This is a genomic window from Streptomyces sp. NPDC102451 (assembly GCF_044765485.1).
Lineage (GTDB): Bacteria > Actinomycetota > Actinomycetes > Streptomycetales > Streptomycetaceae > Streptomyces.
This window is the reverse complement of the sequence record NZ_JBIWKD010000014.1, coordinates 182,232-200,398: the sequence shown is the minus strand read 5'-3', so window position 1 is coordinate 200,398 and position 18,167 is coordinate 182,232. Positions and strand designations below refer to the sequence as shown.

Here is an 18,167-nt window from a genome sequence, read left to right as displayed (position 1 = left end):
GAGAGCCCCCGTGCACGCGGCACGGGGGCTCTCGTCCTGCTCAGGCGCGGGTGGCGGGGGCGGAGGTGGCGCGGGTGGCCGTGGCGGTGGTGGCCGGCGGGCGCTTCGGTGTCCTCGCACGGGTCCGCGTCAGGAAGCGGATGATGGGCGCGTTGTCGAACTGGAAGACGGCGACGCCGTCCTGCGAGTGCAGTTCCAGGACCAGCTGGGCCCGGCCGCACGGCCATATCCGTATGTCGCCGCGGGTGACGGGGGAGCGCAGACCGCGCTCCAGCAGGTCGAGGTCGAAGGCCTGGTCGATGCCGCCGGGGAGCCGGACGTGGGCGGTCCGGGGCTCGTCGGGGTCCCAGCGCAGTTCCACGGGGACGAGTCGGGGGTCGGGGCCGTCGGTGATGAGCCGGGCTCGGGCGTGTTCTTGGATCACGAGGGACATGGCCGGCTCCTCCTGTGTGAAAATCTCTCCCCCTAATGTCCCATATATTCCCATTTGGGCATGTTGAGGGTTGGTGCAGTTGTCATAGATGCGCTCTTGCGAACTATGTGCAAGAGGGCTCTATCATGGAGCGTTTCCCGCCCCCGCCAGCAGCAACGCCCGAAAGCGGAGCCACTCCATGCATGTACCCGACGGTTTCATCAACGCACCTGTCTCCGCAGTCGCAGGTGTCGTCGCCGCAGGCGCGGTCGCCGTCGGTCTCCGGGGCGCCCGGCGTGAACTGGACGAACGCACCGCCCCGCTGGCCGGGCTCGTCGCCGCGTTCATCTTCGCCGTGCAGATGCTGAACTTCCCGGTCGCGGCGGGCACCAGCGGCCACCTCCTGGGCGGGGCGCTGGCGGCGATCCTCGTCGGGCCCTACACGGGGCTGCTCTGCATAGCGGTCGTCCTGCTGATGCAGGGCATCCTCTTCGCGGACGGCGGCCTCACCGCGCTCGGCGTGAACATCACGGTGATGGGGGTCGTCACCACCGTCGTCGCCTACGCCCTCTTCCGCGGGCTGACCCGGGTGCTGCCCCGCACCCGCCGCTCGACGACCGCCGCCGCCTTCGTGGCCGCGCTGATCTCCGTGCCGGCCGCCGCCGTCGCGTTCACCCTGATCTACGCGATCGGCGGGACCACCGACGTACCCATCGGCAAGGTGCTCACCGCGATGGTCGGTGTCCACGTCCTCATCGGCATCGGGGAGGCGGCGATCACCGCGCTGACCGTCGGCGCCGTGATCGCGGTGCGCCCCGACCTGGTGCACGGGGCCCGTGGGCTCACCGCCCCGCTCAAGCTCCGGGTCGACGGCGAGCTCGTCGATGCCCCGGCCCCCGCCGCCCACCCCGCCCCGGCAGCCGCCCGCTCCACCCGCAAGGTCTGGGGCGCCGGTCTGGCCGCCGCGCTCGTCCTCGCGGGCTTCGTCTCCTTCTACGCCTCCGCCAGCCCCGACGGCCTGGAGAAGGTCGCCGCCGACAAGGGCATCGACGAGAAGGTCCAGGAACACGGCGCCGCCGACTCCCCGCTCGCCGACTACGGCGTCAAGGACATCAGCGACGCCCGGGTCTCCGGGGGCCTCGCCGGAGTGATCGGCGTCGGCGTCACCGTCGCCGTCGGCAGCGGCGTCTTCTGGGCGGTGCGCCGCCGTCGTACGCCGGAGGCACCCGAGACCCGCACCCCCGAGTCCGTCTGATGGGCGCCGGCCACGCTCACAAGCTCTACCGGCACGGGCACTCACCGGTCCACGCCCTGCCGCCGCACTGCAAGCTCGCCGCCGTCCTCTGCTTCGTCGTGGTCGTCGTCTCCACCCCCCGCGAGGCCGTCTGGGCCTTCGTGCTGTACGCGGTGCTGCTCGCCGCCGTCGCCGCGGTGGCCCGGATCCGCCCCGGATTCCTGCTGAAGCGGCTGGTCATCGAGGTGCCGTTCGTGGCGTTCGCGCTGCTCATGCCGTTCGTCGTGCCCGGCGAGCAGACCGAGCTGCTCGGCGTCTCCCTCAGCGTCCCCGGCCTCTGGGGCGCCTGGAACGTCCTGGCCAAGGGCACCCTCGGCGTGGCCGCCTCGGTGATCCTCGCCTCGACCACCGAGCTGCGCTCCCTGCTCCTCGGCCTCCAGCGGCTCCGGCTGCCCCCGCTGCTCGTCCAGATCGCGTCCTTCATGATCCGGTACGGCGACGTCATCACCGACGAGCTGCGCCGGATGTCCATCGCGCGGCGCTCCCGCGGCTTCGAGGCGCGCGGAGTACGGCACTGGGGCGCCCTCGCCAAGACGGCGGGCGCCCTCTTCATCCGGTCCTACGAGCGCGGCGAGCGCGTCCACCTCGCGATGGTCAGTCGCGGCTACACCGGAACCATGCCCGTGATCGACGAGGTCACCGCCTCCCGCACCCAGTGGGCGCACGCAGCGGCACTCCCCGTGCTCGCCCTCGGCGTCTGTCTGCTGGGATGGACCGTATGAGCCTGCCCACCGCCCCCGCGCCGTCCCTCGAGGTCAGCGGCCTCGCCTACGCCTACCCCGACGGCCACCAGGCGCTCTTCGGCGTCGACCTCACCGTGGACCGCGGCGAACGCGTGGCGCTCCTCGGACCCAACGGCGCGGGCAAGACCACGCTCGTCCTCCACCTCAACGGCATCCTCGACGCGGGCGCCGGCACCGTCCGGGTCGCCGGGCTGCCCGTGGAGAAGCGGCACCTCGCCGAGATCCGCCGCCGTGTCGGCATCGTCTTCCAGGACCCCGACGACCAGCTCTTCATGCCGACCGTCCGCGAGGACGTCGCCTTCGGGCCCGCCGCCGCGGGGCTGCGCGGTCCCGAGCTGGAGGACCGGGTCATGACCTCGCTCAAGCGGGTCGGCATGGAGGAGTTCGCGGCCCGGCCCCCGCACCACCTCTCCTTCGGCCAGCGCCGCCGGGTCGCCGTCGCCACCGTCCTCGCCATGGAGCCGGAGATCCTCGTCCTGGACGAGCCCTCCTCGAACCTCGACCCGGCCTCCCGCCGTGAACTCGCCGACATCCTGCGCTCCTTGGACGTCACCGTGCTGATGGTCACCCACGACCTGCCGTACGCCCTCGAACTCTGCCCGCGCGCCGTCATCCTCAGCGACGGGGTGATCACCGCCGACGACCGTACCCAGGACCTGCTCTGCGACGAGGAACTCATGCGCAGGCACCGGCTGGAGCTGCCCTTCGGCTTCGACCCGCGTTCCGTGTCCGTTCCGCGTCCATGAACAGATGATGACCCGGCACCCGCTCCACCTGCGGGGCAATGCACCATGGGGGGATGAGCGGGAGCGCGGGAGCAGGCGTGGACGTACGGGGCACGGTGGCGCCGGGATTCGAGGCGGTACGGGACGCTTTCGTCCGTAACTTCGAACAGCGCGGGGAGCGGGGAGCGGCCGTCGCCCTCTACCGCCACGGCCGCAAGGTCGTGGACCTGTGGGCCGGGACGAGGGATGTCGACGGCACCGAACCCTGGGCCGTGGACACCGTCCAGATCGTCCGCTCCGCCGGGAAGGGCGTAGCCGCCGCCGTGCCGCTGCTGCTGCACCAGCGCGGGCAGGTGGACCTGGACGCCCCCGTCGGCACGTACTGGCCGGAGTTCAAGGCGAACGGCAAGGAGCGCGTGCTCGTACGCCACCTCCTCGCCCACCGGGCCGGGCTGGCCGCCCTCGACACGACGCTCACGCCCGAGGAGGCGGCGGACGGGGTCACCGGGCCGGAGGCCGTCGCCGCCCAGCAGCCCCAGTGGGAGCCCGGCACCGACCACGGGTACCACGCCCAGACCTACAGCTGGCTCGTCGGCGAACTGGTGCGCAGGGTCACCGGGCGGACCATCGGGCGCTGGATCGCCGAGGAGATCGCCCGGCCGCTCGGGCTGGACTTCTGGTTCGGGCTCCCCGCCGACGAGGCGCACCGGATCGGGCGGATCGGCCCCGTCGAACCCCCGCCCGCCGAGGGCAGCGGCGCCCTGCGCATGCGGCCCAAGCGCTCCGTCGTCGAGGCGTACGGCGATCCGGCCTCGCTGACCCGCCGCGCCTTCGGAGCCATAGACCCCTTCCCCGACGAGAACGCGCCGGCCTACCGGGCGGCGGAACTCCCCGCGTCCAACGGCGCCGCCACCGCGCGTGGGCTGGCCCGCTGCTACGCCGCGATGATCGGCGAGGTCGACGGGCAGCGGCTGTTCGCCCCCGCCACCCTCACCCTGGCACGCACCGAGGAGTCCGCGGGGCCGGACCGCGTCCTGGTCGTCAACACCCGTTTCGGCCTCGGCTACATGCTGCACGGCCCGTCCGCGCCGCTGCTCGGACCCGGCTCCTTCGGGCACCCCGGGCGCGGTGGTTCGCTGGGCTTCGCCGACCCCGAATCGGGCATCGCGCTCGGCTATGTGACGAACGGTCTGCAGAAGGGAGTCACCGCCGACCCCCGTGCCCAGGCCCTGGTCCGGGCAGTACGGTCGGCGCTATGACTCCTCGCCTCGCTCGCCTCGACGGATACGCCGCGCTGCTCACCGGCGCGGGACAAGGGATAGGGGCGGCCACCGCCCGCCGGCTCGCCTCCGAGGGCGCGGCCGTCCTGGTCACCGACCTGGACGCCGACCGCGCCGAGCGCACGGCCGCCGGGATACGCGAGGCGGGCGGCACCGCCGAGGCCCTGGCCTGCGACGTGGGCGACCGGACGGCCGTCGAGGCGGCGGTGGCGCACGCCGTCGCCGCCTTCGGACGCCTCGACATCCTGGTCAACAACGCCTACGCCGACCACCAGGACGCCCCGCTCTTCGAGGATGACGCCGACGAACAGTGGGCCCGCAGCCTCGACATCACGCTCACCGGCGCCTACCGCTGCTGCCGCGCCGCCCTGCCGCACCTGGTGGCCTCCGGCCGGGGAGCCATCGTCAACATCGGCTCCGTCAACGGCGAGCAGGACTTCGGTGGCCACGCCTACAGCGCCGCGAAGGCGGGCCTGGCCAGCCTCACCCGTACGCTCGCCGGGCACGCCGGACCGCGCGGTGTCCGCGTCAACCTCATCGCCCCGGGCACGATCCGTACGGACGCCTGGGCGGGCCGCGAGACCGTACTGGAGCGGGCGCGGTCCCTCTATCCGCTGGGCAGGGTCGGCGAACCGGACGACATCGCGTCCGCCGTCGTCTTCCTGGCCTCCCCGGACGCGGCCTGGATCACCGGCACGACCTTGCGGGTGGACGGCGGCCTGCTGGCCGTCAACACGGGCTTCCGCGCGGCGATGACGGCGGACCCCGAAACCCGGTAGCCGGACCGGCGGCCCGCTGCCTACCCTGCCCGGATGATCGACCACGGACTCACGGACCGGACCGGCCGGCGCGTCACCCTGCGCGGGGTGGACGACGCCAACTGGCGCGCGGTCGCCGACATCGCGCCCCAGGACTCCCAGCGCGCCCACGCGCCCGCACTGGCCGCCCGCTACTTGCTGCTGTCCCTGCGCGAGGACACCTGGCACTCGCTCGCGGTGTACGGGGACGACGCCGTCACCGGGCATGTGATGTGGGCCCGGGACGACGACGGTTCGTACTGGATCGGCGGGGTGCTCGTCGACGGCCCCCAGCAGGGCAGGGGCCTCGGCCGCGCCGCCGTACGCACGCTGGCCGCATGGCTGGTGGAACAGGAGGGGTGCGAGGTGCTCCGGCTCTCCTACGACACGGACAACACGGCGGCCAGGGAGCTCTACGCCTCGCTCGGCTTCCGCCCCACCGGTGAGGAGGAGGACGGCGAGATCGTAGTGGAACTGGCGGCCTCCGCCGCACGGTGACGGGCGGAGCGGCGCTCAGCTCGTGTGCAGCATCAGGCCGATGCCGACCACCATCAGTCCGGCCGCGGCGATCCGGGGCGCCCCGAAGCGCTCCTTGAAGAACAGCGTCCCGATCGCGGCGCCCACGATGATCGAGGACTCCCGGAGCGCGGCGATCGGAGCCAGCGGGGCCTTGGTCTGCGCCCACAGCACCAGGCCGTACGCCGCGACGGACAGGGCGGCGCCGAGCAGCCCGCGCCTGAGGAACGGGGAGAGCTGCGGCCCCAGTTCACCTCGCCTGCGCGCGTACGCGTACGCCGGGATGATCACACCCTGCACGACCATCAGCCAGCCGATGTAGCCGACAGGTGTGCCCGAGGCCCGGACCCCGACGCCGTCGACCGTGGTGTACCCGGCGATGGCGAGACCCGTGGCGAGGGCCGCCAGGATCGCGGGCCACTGGGGCCGCTTGCCGGAGCCGCGGATGCCCCACAGCGCCAGCCCGACGAGCCCCGCCGAGGCCACCGCGACGCCCGCCGTGGCCCAGCCGTCCGGGCGCTCCCCGACGAACACGGCGGCCAGGACCGTCACGACGAGCGGGGCCGTGCCCCGGGCGATCGGGTACATCTGGCCGAAGTCGCCCAGGGTGAACGAGCGCATCAGCAGCAGCATGTACGCCACGTGCAGAGCCGCGGAGACCAGCAGGTACGGCCAGGCACCGGACGCCGGGAGCGGGGCGAAGCAGGCCAGTACGAGCCCGATCAGCGCCCCGCCGCCCGAGATCAGGGTGAAGGAGAGCAGCTGGTCACGTATGGCGTGGGCGATCGCGTTCCAGCTGGCGTGCGTGATCGCGGCGGCCAGCACGGCCGCCGCCACCAGCGGGGTCACGCGGTCCGCTCGCGCACGTCCACGAGGGTGCCGCCCGCGAGTTCGACCAGCCGCCCCGGGGCGAGGGGGAAGACCGTGTGCGGGGTGCCCGCGGCCGCCCAGACCGTCGTGTGGTCCAGCAGTCCCCGGTCGGCCAGCACCCGGGTCCTCGTACGGTGCCCGAACGGCGGGACCCCGCCGATCGCGTAACCGGTGGTCTCGCGGACCAGGTCGGCACCCGCCCGCTTGACCTTTCCGGCGCCGAGTTCGGCCCGCACGCGCTCCACGTCGACCCGGGACGAGCCGTCCATCAGCACCAGGACCGGAACGCCGTCCGCCTCGAAGATCAGGGACTTGACGATCTGACTGAGTTCGCAGCCGATCGCCGCGGCGGCCTCGACCGCGGTGCGGGTGGCGTCGGGGAAGCGGCGTACCTCGACGTCGAGGCCCAGCTCCCGCAGGGCTTCCGCGAAACGGGGGTGGGCGTCGGTCGAGGTCGTGGCGGGGGTGGTGTCGGAAGTGCTCATGCCCGCACGCTACTGAACGGCCGGGCGCGCACACCAGGCAGTTCCCGGTGCGCGCGCCGTCGGCCGGAGGGCGCCGGTCAGGAACCCGCGCGCAGCACCGCCGCGACGACCGGGCCGGCCGCGTCGCCGCCGTGGCCGCCGGACTGGACGACAGCCGCTGCCGCGAGGTCGTCGCTGAAACCGGTGAACCAGCTGTTGGACGTGGACTGACCGTCGACCTCGGCGGAGCCGGTCTTGGCGCCCTTGTCGCCGTTGACCGAGGCCATGGCCGCCTTGCCGGTGCCCCAGGAGGCGGTGGCACGCATCATGTCGTTCAGCTGGCGGGTGACGTTCTGGGACAGTGACCGCGACGCGGTGGCGAGCTGCCGGTCGTCGAGGGACTGCGGGACGATCACGGGCTGGTGGAACGTTCCTGTGCGGGCGGTCGCCGTGATGGACGCGATGTTGAGGGCGTTCATCTGGACGGTGCCCTGGCCTATGTACTGGGCCGCCGCCTCACCGCCGGTCGCCTCGGGTACGCTCCCGTCGACGGACGTGATGCCGGTCTTCCAGTTGTCGAGGCCGATCCCGAAGACGTCGCGGGCCTCCTTGGCGAGCGCGGCGTCGTCGTCCACCTCGTCGATCTTCTTGATGAAGGCCGTGTTGCAGGAGCGCGCGAAGCTGGTGGTGAACGTGTCCGTGGGCGGGAGCGAGAAGTTGCCCAGGTTGTGGAACGTGCTCTCGTAGTACCGCACCTCCTTCGGGCACTCCGCCGCACCGCCCGCCGTGACCAGGCCCTTCTCCAGCAGCATGGCAGCGGTCATGATCTTCAGCGTGGAGCCGGGGGCCTGCTTCCCCTGCATCGCCGCGTTGAAGCCGGTGGCCGGGTTGTTGGCCACCGCGCGTATCGCGCCCGTGGACGGCTTCACCGCGACCACCGACGCCCCGCTGAACTGCTTGACCGCCTTCTCCGCCGCCGCCTGGGCGCCCGCATCGAGCGTCGTCTGCAGCTTGCCGGGCTTCCCCTTGGCGAGCGTCAGCAGCGTGGTGTTGGGAAGCTGCTCGTCGGCAGGCTCGATCCAGGTCTCGATGCCAGGGGAACCGCCCGTGGAGTCGCCGTACTTCTCGCGCAGGGTGTCCAGGATCGGCCCCAGCGACGGGTACGTCTCCTTGTCGAGGACCTTCCCGTCGTGGTCGACGGCCTCGATCGCCGCCGTCGAGGACTCGCCGGTCTTCAGCGACGCCCCCTCGGTCAGCTGCGGATGGATCACCGCGGGCTGCCAGTCCACGAGGGCCTTGCCGGTGGTCAGGCCGCGCACCACGGTCAGCTCGGAGGCGTACGACCAGGGCTTGGTCTTCCCCTCGTAGGACACCGTGGCCTTCACCGTGTACGGCACCTTGGTGCCGACCGCGGGGCCGGGTGTGATCACGGCCTTGGTGACGTGGGCGTCCTCGGTGTAGCCGGCCAGCAGCGGTTCGGCCACGGACTCGTTGTTCGTCAGCTGCGCCGCCGTCGACGCGTCGCCCGACGCCCACGCGGTGAGGAAGCCCTTGGCGGTCTCCTCGATCTCCTTCTTGTCCGGCGGCCCGGTCTTCGTCTCGGAGGACGCGGACGCGGACTCCGTCCCCCCGGAATCGCCACCCCCCAGCACGACCTCGTACACGCCGTAGCCGAGTCCCCCCGCCACCAGCACGAACACTCCGCCGACCACGGCGACCTTCGCTCCACTGCGCATCTGTGCAGTCCCCCTCCCCATGAGCCTTGCTTGAACATGTTCAAACAAGGCCTTCCTCCGGCACTTTACGGGACGGGGGTGCTCCCTGAGGGGGTTGTTACCGGACCGCGATGCGCCCCGGGAGAGCGCTTTCTGCCATGTGGCCGCTTTACGTCTCCGCTTGGCCTCGGTCCTCACCATTGCCGACGGTGGTGCGCCTCGCTATGTTAATCAGGAATCACATCTTTCGGCATGATCGGAAACGCGGTGGTAGCGCAACTCGCAAGCCAGGCAAGGCGGATGAAGCGGCCTGGTCCAGCAGGGAAGTGGGTATGTAAATGCATAATCTCAACAGGCGAAGTGTCCTGTCCCTCGGTGTCGCGCTCGGCCTCGTGGGCGTGGGGAACTCCGCCCAGGCCTGGGCGTCGACGGGCGCGGTGAAGGGCGCCGCCGCGGGGACCGGTCCGGAGTGGATCTGGGACGAGGCGGCGGACCCTCTGATGGTCTCGATGCTCGACAAGGGCCACGTGCCCGCGATCAACACCGCCTGGGTGTCGTGGGTGAACAACGACGACCCGCTGCCCGGCGGCCTGCCGGCCGAGTTCGCCGCGTACCTGGGGCAGGTCAACAGGCTGCCCTCCTGGGCCGACCCCGCCAAGCTGGCCCGCGCCGCGGACTTCAACCGGCGCAGGGACACGTACCTCTTCATGCTGTACGGCCTCGGCAGCGGGATCATGAGCACCGTCATCCCGCGCGAGGCCAAGAGCGTCTACTGGTCCGCGGGCGGCGCCCAGATGCAGGACCGCGCGGCCAAGACGTTCACGTTCGGCTACGACCTGGCCCAGCTGAAGGCCTTCGAGCCGACGGGGCAGTTCGTCGTCACCGCCAACAAGACGCGCGTGGTGCACGCCGCGGTGCGCCATCTGCTGCCGCAGTCGCCGCACTGGCGGGTGGTCGCCGACGAGACCGTCCCGATCAGCGCCGCCGACATCCTGGTCACCTTCCACAGCCTGGGCACCTACGTCCACAGGAAGCTGCTCGACTGGAGGATCCCGTACCCGGCCGCCGACCAGGAGGCGTTCCTGCACTCGTGGCAGGTCGCCGTCCACCTGCTCGGTGTGCCGTACGAGCACATCCCCAAGACCTGGGCGGCCGCCGAGAAGCAGTCGGCGCAGGTGCTCACCCCGATCCTCACCCCGTCGACCGAGGGCATCGAGCTGGCCGAGGAGCTGCTCGGCCTGACCGCCCAGATCGACCTCGGCGTCACGCGCGGGTTCCTGAACGAGTTCGTGCGCTACGTCCTCAGCGACGAGGTCGGCGACTGGCTGGGACTGAAACGCGACTACGTGTCGGCGACCCTCGTCCGCACCGCGTGGCCGGCGTACATCCTGTTCCGTGAGGGTCTGTCGCCCGTCATGCCCGGCACCTTCTACATGTTCGACCAGTTCGTGCGCGCCCTGGCCATGCTGTTCCTCAACAAGGGCTCCTCCGGGACCACCACCCCGATCACGATCCCGACCGGGAACAGGGCCGGCTGAGGCCCAGGGCCGCCACGACCAGGGAGGTCACGGCGTCGCGGTGGCGGTAGCTGTCCTGCCACCGCAGTCCGCGTCCGGCCTCGACCGCCACCCCGAACCCCGCGTGCACCAGCACCCGGGCCTGACGCGGGTCCAGCTCCGGACGGGCCAGCCGCAACTGCTGCTCCCAGACGGCGATGTGTTCGCGCTGGGCGAGGACCAGGGGCTGCCGCAGGCCGGCCGGCAGGCCGGCGAGCTCGGCCTCGGCGACGCTGTTGAGCGCGGTGTGCTCGAAGCTGTACGCCACGTACGTCGCCGCCAGCGCCTCGACGGCGTCGTGCGGGCCGGACACCTCCTGGAGGCTCCGGTCGACGCCCTGCGCCAGGAGTCCCGCCGCCTGGAGGCACGCGGCCGCCAGGATGTCGACCTTGCCGGAGTAGTGACGGTAGAGCGCGGACGGGGCCAGCCCCACCGCCTCCGCGATCTGCCCGTTCGTGACGCTGGTGAAGCCGTCCCGGGCGAACAGCGGGACGGCGGCCGCGAGGATCTCCGCGCGCCGTGTGCGCGGCACCGGCAGGGCGGGCAGCTCGACCGGGTGTGCGCCCCTCCGGGCCGCCGCGGGGCCGGCCGCGGCGACGCCCAGCGCGGACGCCGACAGCAGTTCCTCGGCCCGCCGCTGGGCGATCGAGGTGTGATGCATCGTGATGGACCCGATCGCGCCGAGGGCCGCCACGGCCCGCAGCCGGTCGTCAGGCACCGCGTACTCACGCCGCACCGCCCCGGCGACCCGCCCGACGATGTGCCCGAACCTCACCATGAGACGCCGGCGGTCCTCGCGGTCCAGGTACCGGGCCTCCCACCGGTACACACCGCCCGACGCGCGGTGCGCGACGGTGACCCGGGTGAGGGCGCTCACCACGTCGGAAAGCGCCGCCCCGGGCGGCACCTCGTCGAGCGCGGCGACGAGCCGGCCCGCCGTGGTGTCGGCGCACTCGGCGAACAGCGCGTACTTGTTCGGGAAGTGCCGGTACAGCGCCGCCGCGGTGATCCCCACCCCGGCGGCGATCCTCTCCATGGACGCCGCGTGGTAGCCGTGCTCGCTGAAGACGCGGCCGGCCGCCTCGACGATGAGCTGCCTGCGGTTACGGGGCCGGGTGGCCGCGGTCGGCTCGGTCACACCCAGGTGTCCAGCCACATCCGGTCGCGCCAGGAGTCCTCCGGGATCGACGTGCCCGTGTACAGCGGCCAGAAATAGATGAAGTTCCAGACGATCAGCAGCACCAGCACGCCCGCCGCGATCGCGCCCAGCGTGCGTCTGCGTTCACCCGTGGGGTCGGCGGTGTCCATGCCCAGGCGGTGCTTGGTGCCCGTGCCGGCCGCCGGGCCCAGGAGGGCTCCGATCATCATCGTCACCGCCAGGCACAGGAACGGCACGAACACGACCGCGTAGAAGAGGAAGATCGTGCGCTCCTGGTAGAAGAACCAGGGCACCCAGCCCGCCGCCACCCCGCACGCGATCGCGCCCGCACGCCAGTCGCGGCGGAAGAACCAGCGCCACAGCACGTACAGCAGTGCCACGCACGCCGCCCACCAGAGCAGCGGGGTGCCGAGCGCCAGGACCTCGCGGGCGCACTTGTTGGTCGAGGACTCCAGGCAGCCCGTCTTCTCCTCGTAGAAGTACGAGACGGGGCGGCCCAGCACGATCCAGCTCCACGGATTGGACTGGTAGGTGTGGCCGGAGGTCAGGCCGACGTGGAACTCGTAGACCTGGTTCTCGTAGTGCCACAGGCTACGCAGCCAGTCGGGCAGCCAGGTCCAGCTGCCGCCCTTGCCCTCGGTGGCGGCCCAGTTGCGGTAGTACCCCTTGTCCGTGACGATCCAGCCGGTCCACGAGACGAGGTACGTGCCGATCGCGACGGGCACCGTGGAGACGAACGCGGGCAGCAGGTCCCTGAGGACCACCGCACGGTACGGCTGGACGGCGCCCGCCGTGCGCCGTGCGCCGACGTCCCAGAGCACCGCCATCACACCGAACGCGGCCAGGATGTAGAGCCCGTTCCACTTCGTCGCGAAGGCCAGGCCGAGCATCAGGCCGGCCGTGATCCGCCACGGGCGCCACCCCAGGCGGAGCGTTTCAGCGATGTGCGCGTCCGGGCGCAGCAGCCCCTCCTCGTCGACCGGGAGCGCGGCGGCCAGCTTGCGCCGGGACCAGTCGCGGTCGATGAGGAGGCAGCCGAAGGCCGCGAGCACGAAGAACATCAGCACCAGGTCGAGCAGCGCGGTGCGGCTCATCACGAAGTGCAGCCCGTCCACGGCGAGCAGGGTGCCCGCCAGGCAGCCCAGGAACGTCGAGCGGAACAGGCGCCGGCCGATGCGGCACAGCATCAGGACCGAGAGGGTGCCGAGCAGCGCCACCATGAAGCGCCAGCCGAACGGGGTGAACCCGAAGAGCTGTTCCCCGAACCCGATGATCCACTTGCCGACCGGGGGATGGACGACGTAACCCGGGTCCACCGGGATGTCCACCGAGGACGGGTCCTTGAGGATCAGCTTGTCGACGTCCTTGGGCCAGGAACCCTCGTACCCCTGGTTGACCAGGGCCCAGGCGTCCTTGGCGTAGTACGTCTCGTCGAATATCACCGCCTTCGGGCTGCCCAGGTTCCAGAACCGCAGCACCCCGGCGACCAGGGCGACCAGCAGCGGTCCGCCCCAGGCGGACCAGCGCACCAGGCGGTCGGCGAGGACCGGCGGGGCGCCGACCACGTTCCAGAACTGGGCGCCGGGGCGGGCGTACGGCGGGTCCAGGCGCTCGCGCAGCCCCGTCTCCGGCCGTGGGGAATGGCCGAAGCGGCGCAGCCGCTGCTGCCAGGAAGGCGGCTGGTCGCCGGTGTGATCCCCGGCGTCGTTGCCCTGCTGGGCTTCGGGCGCAGTACTCGTCACCGCGCCATCGTAGGGAACGCATCTGTGCGAGTGGTGCCGCCCGTGCTGGGAGGATGGCCGATGTGACTGGAACGACTGGAACGCTCGTACTCGCAGGGACCCCCATCGGCGACGTGGCGGACGCCCCGCCACGGCTCGCCGCCGAGCTGGAGACGGCCGATGTGGTGGCCGCCGAGGACACCCGGCGGCTGCGCCGGCTCACCCAGGCGCTGGGCATCCACACGACGGGGCGTGTCGTGTCCTACTTCGAGGGCAACGAGTCGGCGCGTACGCCCGAGCTCGTCGAGGCCCTGGCCGGCGGCGCGCGCGTCCTGCTCGTCACCGACGCCGGGATGCCGTCCGTCTCCGACCCCGGCTACCGGCTCGTCGCCGCCGCCGTGGAGCAGGACATCAAGGTCACCGCCGTACCGGGCCCGTCGGCCGTGCTGACCGCGCTGGCGCTGTCCGCCCTGCCCGTGGACCGCTTCTGCTTCGAGGGCTTCCTGCCGCGCAAGGCGGGCGAGCGGCTCGGGAAGCTGCGCGAGGTGGCCGATGAGCGCCGCACGATGGTCTTCTTCGAGGCCCCGCACCGGCTGGACGACACCCTGGCCGCGATGGCCGAGGTGTTCGGCGCCGACCGCAGGGCCGCCGTGTGCCGGGAACTGACCAAGACGTACGAAGAGGTCAAGCGCGGCCCGCTGGGCGAGCTCGCGGTCTGGGCGGCCGAGGGCGTGCGCGGCGAGATCACCGTCGTGGTCGAGGGTGCCACCGACTCCGGGGGCGAGGCGCTGGACGCCGCCGAGCTGGTGCGCAGGGTGCAGGTGCGCGAGGAGGCGGGGGAGCGGCGCAAGGAGGCCATCGCGGCGGTCGCCGCCGACGCGGGGCTGCCCAAGCGGGAGGTGTTCGATGCGGTGGTGGCGGCAAAGAACGCGGCTCGGACCGGCCAGGAGCAGGGCAAAGGACTAACCTGAAATGTAAAGCCCGAGCCGCGTGGCGGGCAGTTCGGCCACGGATCGGCCAAAAGCGTTCCAACACTCGGCAGACCTGGTGCGTCGCCGTCGGCGAGGGCGTCCACTTGAGGGTGGAACGCACCATCCGGAGTGCTTGTCCGGAGTGCTTGTCCAGCGGACAAGAGGAGCAGGCATGAGTGAGATCGCAGCAGCCACCGTGCACGAGGCGTACGCCTTCGCCTGCATGAGGTGCGGGTACGGCTGGGAACAGGCCTACGAGATACAGCACCACGTCGACAGCTCGGGCAACGCGTTCGTGGTCTACACGGCGGACGGGGAGCGCGTGCCCTCGCCGCTGTCCACCCCGGCCTGCGCGAACTGCGGTGGCGACGTGGTGCGGATCATGCGCGCCGGCCGGGTGTCCACCGTGCAGCAGCTGCTCAGGCCCCGGCAGACCGCGGCCGGCAGTCACGAGGCCCCCGAGGAGATGTCCGTGGCCACCGCCGTCCCGGCCGCCGGCCCGTCGGCGCGCCACTGGCAGCTGTCCGATCTGCTGCGCCCCTTCCACCGGCGGTGAGAGAGGGTTCATGCCCTCGTAGAGTCGAGGGCATGAGCCGTACCGACGCCCCGCCGCTCCCCGAACCCCTCAGGGTTCCGGTCGCCGATTCGCACACCCATCTGGACATGCAGGACGGAACCGTCGAGGAGGGCCTGGCCCGGGCCGCGGCGGTCAACGTGACCACCGTCGTCCAGGTGGGCTGCGACGTGAAGGGCTCGCACTGGGCCGCCGAGACCGCCGCCGCGCACCCGTCCGTCCACGCCTCCGTCGCCCTGCACCCCAACGAGGCGCCGCGCATCGTGCACGGCGACCCGGAGGGCACCTCCCGCCAGGGGGCCCGGGAGCCGGGCGGGAGGGCCGCACTCGACGAGGCGCTCGCCGAGATCGACGCGCTGGCCGCCCTTCCCCACGTACGCGCCGTCGGCGAGACCGGCCTCGACCACTTCCGTACGGGACCCGAGGGCGTGGCCGCCCAGGAGGAGTCCTTCCGGGCCCACATCGAGATCGCCAAGCGGCACGGCAAGGCCCTGGTCATCCACGACCGTGACGCCCACGCCGACGTCCTGCGGATCCTCGCCGACGCCGGGGCGCCCGAGCGGACCGTCTTCCACTGCTACTCCGGGGACGCCGACATGGCCCGGATCTGCGCGGCCGCCGGGTACTTCATGTCCTTCGCGGGCAACGTCACCTTCAAGAACGCGCAGCCCCTGCGCGACGCGCTGGCCGTCGCCCCCGCCGAACTCGTGCTCGTCGAGACGGACGCCCCCTTCCTCACCCCCGCCCCGTACCGCGGACGGCCCAACGCGCCCTACCTGATCCCGGTCACGCTCCGTGCCATGGCCGAGGTGCGGGGCACCGACGAGGACACCCTGGCCGCCGCCGTCTACGACAACACCGCGCGGGCGTTCGACTTCTGAGGGGGCGGGAGGCTGCCTGCCGACACGTGGGGTAATCGTACAACTTTGTACGGTTACGGGGGCTCGGCTATCGTCCCCGCGCAACGGGGTCGGCAGGCCGGAACGTCTGGAGCGTCGTGGGCCATTCGCAGGGCAGTCACCGCGCACCGCGCGGCAGTCGGCGTACGAGGCACGCCCCGGCCCCGAGGCCCCCCGCCCCGCTCCCGGCACCGACGCGCTCCCTCCACGAGGAGCGGACCATCGTCGCCGCCGGGCCCTGGCCCGGCCCCCTGCCGGTCCACGACCCCACGGTGCTGGACACCCCGCTGGTGCCCCGGCAGGCGGCCCGCCGGAAGGAGCCCGCCGGGCACCGGGCGGCGCGGAGGCACACCGGCACCCCGGAGAGCCTGCGGCGCCTCGTCCCGCGCGCCCTGGTCGTCGCCGTGCTGGCCGGCGGCACCGTCGCGTTCCTCGCCCAGGACAAGGCCGTCCGCGTCAGCGTCGACGGGACGTCCCGCACCCTGCACACCTTCGCGGACGACGTCGGGGAGCTCCTGGAGGCCGAGGGCGTCACGGTCGGCGCCCGCGACCTCGTCGCCCCCGCCCCCGCCACCGGGCTCGACGACGGCGACGAGGTCGTCGTCCTCCGCGAGACGCGGGGCTTCGGTCCCGTGCCGGACGGAGCGCCCTGGCTCCGGCCGTAGGCTTGACGGGTGAGCACCACAGAGCCCGACGCCCTCCTGGGCCCCGCAGACATCCGCGAGCTGGCCGCAGCGCTGGGCGTACGCCCCACCAAGCAGCGCGGTCAGAACTTCGTCATCGACGCCAACACGGTCCGCAGGATCGTACGGACCGCCGAGGTGCGGCCCGACGACGTGGTGGTCGAGGTCGGGCCCGGCCTGGGCTCGCTGACCCTGGCACTGCTGGAGGCGGCCGACCGGGTCGTCGCCGTGGAGATCGACGACGTGCTCGCGGGCGCCCTGCCCGCCACCGTCGCCGCACGGCTGCCGGAGCGCACCGACCGCTTCGCCCTGGTCCACTCGGACGCGATGCTCGTCACCGAGCTGCCCGGCCCCCCGCCGACCGCGCTCGTCGCCAACCTGCCGTACAACGTCGCCGTGCCGGTGCTGCTCACCATGCTGGAACGCTTCCCCACCATCGAGCGGACCCTCGTCATGGTGCAGGCCGAGGTCGCCGACCGGCTCGCCGCCAAGCCCGGCAACAAGGTCTACGGAGTGCCGTCGGTCAAGGCCAACTGGTACGCCGACGTCAAGCGCGCCGGGTCGATCGGCCGCACGGTGTTCTGGCCCGCGCCCAACGTCGACTCGGGGCTGGTGTCGCTGGTCCGGCGCACGGAACCGATCCGTACGACCGCGAGCAGGACCGAGGTCTTCGCCGTCGTGGACGCCGCCTTCGCCCAGCGCCGCAAGACGCTGCGCGCCGCACTGGCCGGCTGGGCGGGCTCCGCCCCGGCCGCCGAGGCCGCCCTGACCGCCGCGGGGATCTCGCCGCAGGCGCGCGGCGAGGCCCTCACCGTCGAGGAGTTCGCCGCCATCGCCGAGAACAAGCCGGAGCCCTCCGCATGACCCAGAGCGTCACCGTCCGCGTACCCGCCAAGGTCAACGTGCAGCTCGCGGTGGGCGCCGCGCGCCCCGACGGCTTCCACGACCTGGCCAACGTCTTCCTCGCCGTCGGCCTGTACGACGAGGTCACCGTCACCCCCGCCGAGGCCCTGCGCATCACCTGCTCGGGACCGGACGCCGACCAGGTCCCGCTGGACGCCACGAACCTCGCGGCCCGCGCCGCGATCGCGCTGGCCGCCCGGCACGGCATCGCCCCCGACGTCCACCTCCACATCGCCAAGGACATCCCCGTCGCCGGTGGCATGGCGGGCGGCAGCGCCGACGGCGCCGCCGCCCTGCTGGCCTGCGACGCCCTGTGGGGCACCGGCGCCACCCAGGAGGAACTCCTGGAGATCTGCGCCGAGCTGGGCAGCGACGTGCCGTTCAGCCTGGTCGGCGGGGCCGCCCTCGGCATCGGCCGCGGTGAGCAGCTGACGCCCGTCGAGGTCGGCGGCACCTTCCACTGGGTCTTCGCCGTCGCCGACGGCGGGCTCTCCACCCCGGCCGTGTACGGCGAGTTCGACCGGCTCACCGCCGGCACGGACGTCCCGGAGCCGGCCGCCTCGCCGGCCCTGCTGACCGCCCTGCGCAAGGGGGACGCCACCATCCTCGCGGATGCCCTCTCCAACGACCTCCAGGCCGCCGCGCTCTCCCTGCGCCCCGCACTGGCCGACACCCTCGAGGCGGGCACCGCCGCCGGGGCCCTGGCCGCGCTGGTCTCCGGCTCCGGACCGACCACGGCGTTCCTGACCGCCGACGAGGAGTCCGCGCGGAAGGTGGCCGACGCGCTGCTGACCTCGGGCACCTGCCGCAACGCCCGCGTGGCGGTGTCCCCGGCGGCGGGCGCCACGGTCGTCTGACAGGGGGAGACGGCGGGGGACGGGCACG

General features: G+C 72.6%; 19 protein-coding genes. 13 read left to right on the top strand and 6 right to left on the bottom strand.

The genetic code is table 11. The features are described 5' to 3' along the window. Positions 1-40 precede the first annotated feature (40 nt). Entirely contained in the window at positions 41-433 is a 393-nt protein-coding gene (locus ACIRD8_RS27585) for an SsgA family sporulation/cell division regulator (protein ID WP_403996985.1), read from the bottom strand. A gap of 178 nt (positions 434-611) precedes the next feature. Here ACIRD8_RS27585 and ACIRD8_RS27580 point away from each other — a divergent pair, with 178 nt between their 5' ends. The 6 genes from ACIRD8_RS27580 to ACIRD8_RS27555 all read left to right on the top strand — a co-directional run bounded on the left by ACIRD8_RS27580 (position 612) and on the right by ACIRD8_RS27555 (position 5,749). Beyond that, the gene (locus ACIRD8_RS27580; protein WP_403996982.1) at positions 612-1,667 is read left to right on the top strand and encodes an energy-coupling factor ABC transporter permease; all 1,056 of its coding nucleotides are present in this window, start codon (positions 612-614) and stop codon (positions 1,665-1,667) included. Next, complete coding sequence (gene cbiQ, locus ACIRD8_RS27575) at positions 1,667-2,428, top strand: cobalt ECF transporter T component CbiQ (protein ID WP_403996979.1); 762 nt, start codon at positions 1,667-1,669, stop codon at positions 2,426-2,428. Before ACIRD8_RS27580 ends, cbiQ begins: the two co-directional genes overlap by 1 nt. Further along, positions 2,425-3,195: an energy-coupling factor ABC transporter ATP-binding protein gene (locus ACIRD8_RS27570; protein ID WP_403996975.1), complete on the top strand. Its 771-nt coding sequence runs from the start codon at positions 2,425-2,427 to the stop codon at positions 3,193-3,195. Before cbiQ ends, ACIRD8_RS27570 begins: the two co-directional genes overlap by 4 nt. 77 nt (positions 3,196-3,272) lie before the next feature. Beyond that, a complete protein-coding gene (locus ACIRD8_RS27565; RefSeq protein WP_403997067.1) occupies positions 3,273-4,433 on the top strand; it encodes a serine hydrolase domain-containing protein in 1,161 nt (386 codons plus the stop codon). After that, positions 4,430-5,233 (top strand): SDR family NAD(P)-dependent oxidoreductase, encoded by an 804-nt coding sequence (locus ACIRD8_RS27560; protein WP_403996972.1) that lies wholly within the window; start codon positions 4,430-4,432, stop codon positions 5,231-5,233. The genes ACIRD8_RS27565 and ACIRD8_RS27560 overlap by 4 nt, the downstream gene beginning before the upstream one ends. 33 nt (positions 5,234-5,266) lie before the next feature. Next, the gene (locus ACIRD8_RS27555; RefSeq protein ID WP_403996969.1) at positions 5,267-5,749 is read left to right on the top strand and encodes a GNAT family N-acetyltransferase; all 483 of its coding nucleotides are present in this window, start codon (positions 5,267-5,269) and stop codon (positions 5,747-5,749) included. A 15-nt stretch (positions 5,750-5,764) separates the two neighbouring features. On the opposite strand, the gene ACIRD8_RS27550 is transcribed toward ACIRD8_RS27555, so the two are convergent. The 3 genes from ACIRD8_RS27550 to ACIRD8_RS27540 all read right to left on the bottom strand — a co-directional run bounded on the left by ACIRD8_RS27550 (position 5,765) and on the right by ACIRD8_RS27540 (position 8,837). Next, positions 5,765-6,616: an EamA family transporter gene (locus ACIRD8_RS27550; protein ID WP_403996966.1), complete on the bottom strand. Its 852-nt coding sequence runs from the start codon at positions 6,614-6,616 to the stop codon at positions 5,765-5,767. Then, on the bottom strand, positions 6,613-7,122 hold the full coding sequence (locus tag ACIRD8_RS27545) for a YbaK/EbsC family protein (RefSeq protein ID WP_403996963.1): 510 nt from the start codon (positions 7,120-7,122) through the stop codon (positions 6,613-6,615). Before ACIRD8_RS27545 ends, ACIRD8_RS27550 begins: the two co-directional genes overlap by 4 nt. Positions 7,123-7,199: 77 nt before the next feature. After that, entirely contained in the window at positions 7,200-8,837 is a 1,638-nt protein-coding gene (locus ACIRD8_RS27540) for a penicillin-binding transpeptidase domain-containing protein (RefSeq protein WP_403996960.1), read from the bottom strand. 317 nt (positions 8,838-9,154) lie between these two features. On the opposite strand from ACIRD8_RS27540, the gene ACIRD8_RS27535 reads away from it, so the two are divergent. Next, complete coding sequence (locus tag ACIRD8_RS27535) at positions 9,155-10,354, top strand: oxygenase MpaB family protein (protein WP_403996957.1); 1,200 nt, start codon at positions 9,155-9,157, stop codon at positions 10,352-10,354. Here the strand turns inward: ACIRD8_RS27535 and ACIRD8_RS27530 are convergent. Both ACIRD8_RS27530 and ACIRD8_RS27525 read right to left on the bottom strand, forming a co-directional pair. Next, positions 10,323-11,510, bottom strand: a complete 1,188-nt coding sequence (locus ACIRD8_RS27530) for a TetR/AcrR family transcriptional regulator (RefSeq protein WP_403996955.1) — start codon at positions 11,508-11,510, stop codon at positions 10,323-10,325. The two genes, ACIRD8_RS27535 and ACIRD8_RS27530, sit on opposite strands and share 32 nt — an antisense overlap. Beyond that, positions 11,507-13,273: a dolichyl-phosphate-mannose--protein mannosyltransferase gene (locus ACIRD8_RS27525; RefSeq protein WP_403996952.1), complete on the bottom strand. Its 1,767-nt coding sequence runs from the start codon at positions 13,271-13,273 to the stop codon at positions 11,507-11,509. Before ACIRD8_RS27525 ends, ACIRD8_RS27530 begins: the two co-directional genes overlap by 4 nt. Before the next feature lie 53 nt (positions 13,274-13,326). Between ACIRD8_RS27525 and rsmI the strand changes: the two genes are divergently transcribed. The 6 genes from rsmI (at position 13,327) to ACIRD8_RS27495 (ending at position 18,139) form a co-directional block, all read left to right on the top strand. Next, positions 13,327-14,223: a 16S rRNA (cytidine(1402)-2'-O)-methyltransferase gene (gene rsmI, locus ACIRD8_RS27520; RefSeq protein WP_360363131.1), complete on the top strand. Its 897-nt coding sequence runs from the start codon at positions 13,327-13,329 to the stop codon at positions 14,221-14,223. Positions 14,224-14,395: 172 nt separating this feature from the next. After that, positions 14,396-14,779 (top strand): hypothetical protein, encoded by a 384-nt coding sequence (locus ACIRD8_RS27515; RefSeq protein ID WP_403996949.1) that lies wholly within the window; start codon positions 14,396-14,398, stop codon positions 14,777-14,779. 32 nt (positions 14,780-14,811) lie between these two features. Further along, a complete protein-coding gene (locus ACIRD8_RS27510) occupies positions 14,812-15,678 on the top strand; it encodes a TatD family hydrolase (RefSeq protein ID WP_403996946.1) in 867 nt (288 codons plus the stop codon). Between the two features lie 116 nt (positions 15,679-15,794). Then, complete coding sequence (locus tag ACIRD8_RS27505) at positions 15,795-16,361, top strand: ubiquitin-like domain-containing protein (RefSeq protein WP_403996944.1); 567 nt, start codon at positions 15,795-15,797, stop codon at positions 16,359-16,361. Positions 16,362-16,370: 9 nt separating this feature from the next. Next, positions 16,371-17,243, top strand: coding sequence for a 16S rRNA (adenine(1518)-N(6)/adenine(1519)-N(6))-dimethyltransferase RsmA (gene rsmA / locus ACIRD8_RS27500; RefSeq protein WP_403996941.1), 873 nt, complete (start codon positions 16,371-16,373; stop codon positions 17,241-17,243). Then, positions 17,240-18,139 (top strand): 4-(cytidine 5'-diphospho)-2-C-methyl-D-erythritol kinase, encoded by a 900-nt coding sequence (locus tag ACIRD8_RS27495; protein WP_403996938.1) that lies wholly within the window; start codon positions 17,240-17,242, stop codon positions 18,137-18,139. The genes rsmA and ACIRD8_RS27495 overlap by 4 nt, the downstream gene beginning before the upstream one ends. The last annotated feature ends 28 nt before the right edge of the window (positions 18,140-18,167 follow it).

What these genes read in the sequence shown, in the direction of transcription:
- ACIRD8_RS27585 (WP_403996985.1), bottom strand. Translation starts at nt 433, where the DNA reads ATGTCCCTCGTGATCCAAGAACACGCCCGAGCCCGGCTCATCACCGAC.
- ACIRD8_RS27580 (WP_403996982.1), top strand. Translation starts at nt 612, where the DNA reads ATGCATGTACCCGACGGTTTCATCAACGCACCTGTCTCCGCAGTCGCA.
- cbiQ (WP_403996979.1), top strand. Translation starts at nt 1,667, where the DNA reads ATGGGCGCCGGCCACGCTCACAAGCTCTACCGGCACGGGCACTCACCG.
- ACIRD8_RS27570 (WP_403996975.1), top strand. Translation starts at nt 2,425, where the DNA reads ATGAGCCTGCCCACCGCCCCCGCGCCGTCCCTCGAGGTCAGCGGCCTC.
- ACIRD8_RS27560 (WP_403996972.1), top strand. Translation starts at nt 4,430, where the DNA reads ATGACTCCTCGCCTCGCTCGCCTCGACGGATACGCCGCGCTGCTCACC.
- ACIRD8_RS27555 (WP_403996969.1), top strand. Translation starts at nt 5,267, where the DNA reads ATGATCGACCACGGACTCACGGACCGGACCGGCCGGCGCGTCACCCTG.
- ACIRD8_RS27545 (WP_403996963.1), bottom strand. Translation starts at nt 7,122, where the DNA reads ATGAGCACTTCCGACACCACCCCCGCCACGACCTCGACCGACGCCCAC.
- ACIRD8_RS27540 (WP_403996960.1), bottom strand. Translation starts at nt 8,837, where the DNA reads ATGCGCAGTGGAGCGAAGGTCGCCGTGGTCGGCGGAGTGTTCGTGCTG.
- ACIRD8_RS27535 (WP_403996957.1), top strand. Translation starts at nt 9,155, where the DNA reads ATGCATAATCTCAACAGGCGAAGTGTCCTGTCCCTCGGTGTCGCGCTC.
- rsmI (WP_360363131.1), top strand. Translation starts at nt 13,327, where the DNA reads ATGGCCGATGTGACTGGAACGACTGGAACGCTCGTACTCGCAGGGACC.
- ACIRD8_RS27515 (WP_403996949.1), top strand. Translation starts at nt 14,396, where the DNA reads ATGAGTGAGATCGCAGCAGCCACCGTGCACGAGGCGTACGCCTTCGCC.
- ACIRD8_RS27510 (WP_403996946.1), top strand. Translation starts at nt 14,812, where the DNA reads ATGAGCCGTACCGACGCCCCGCCGCTCCCCGAACCCCTCAGGGTTCCG.
- ACIRD8_RS27495 (WP_403996938.1), top strand. Translation starts at nt 17,240, where the DNA reads ATGACCCAGAGCGTCACCGTCCGCGTACCCGCCAAGGTCAACGTGCAG.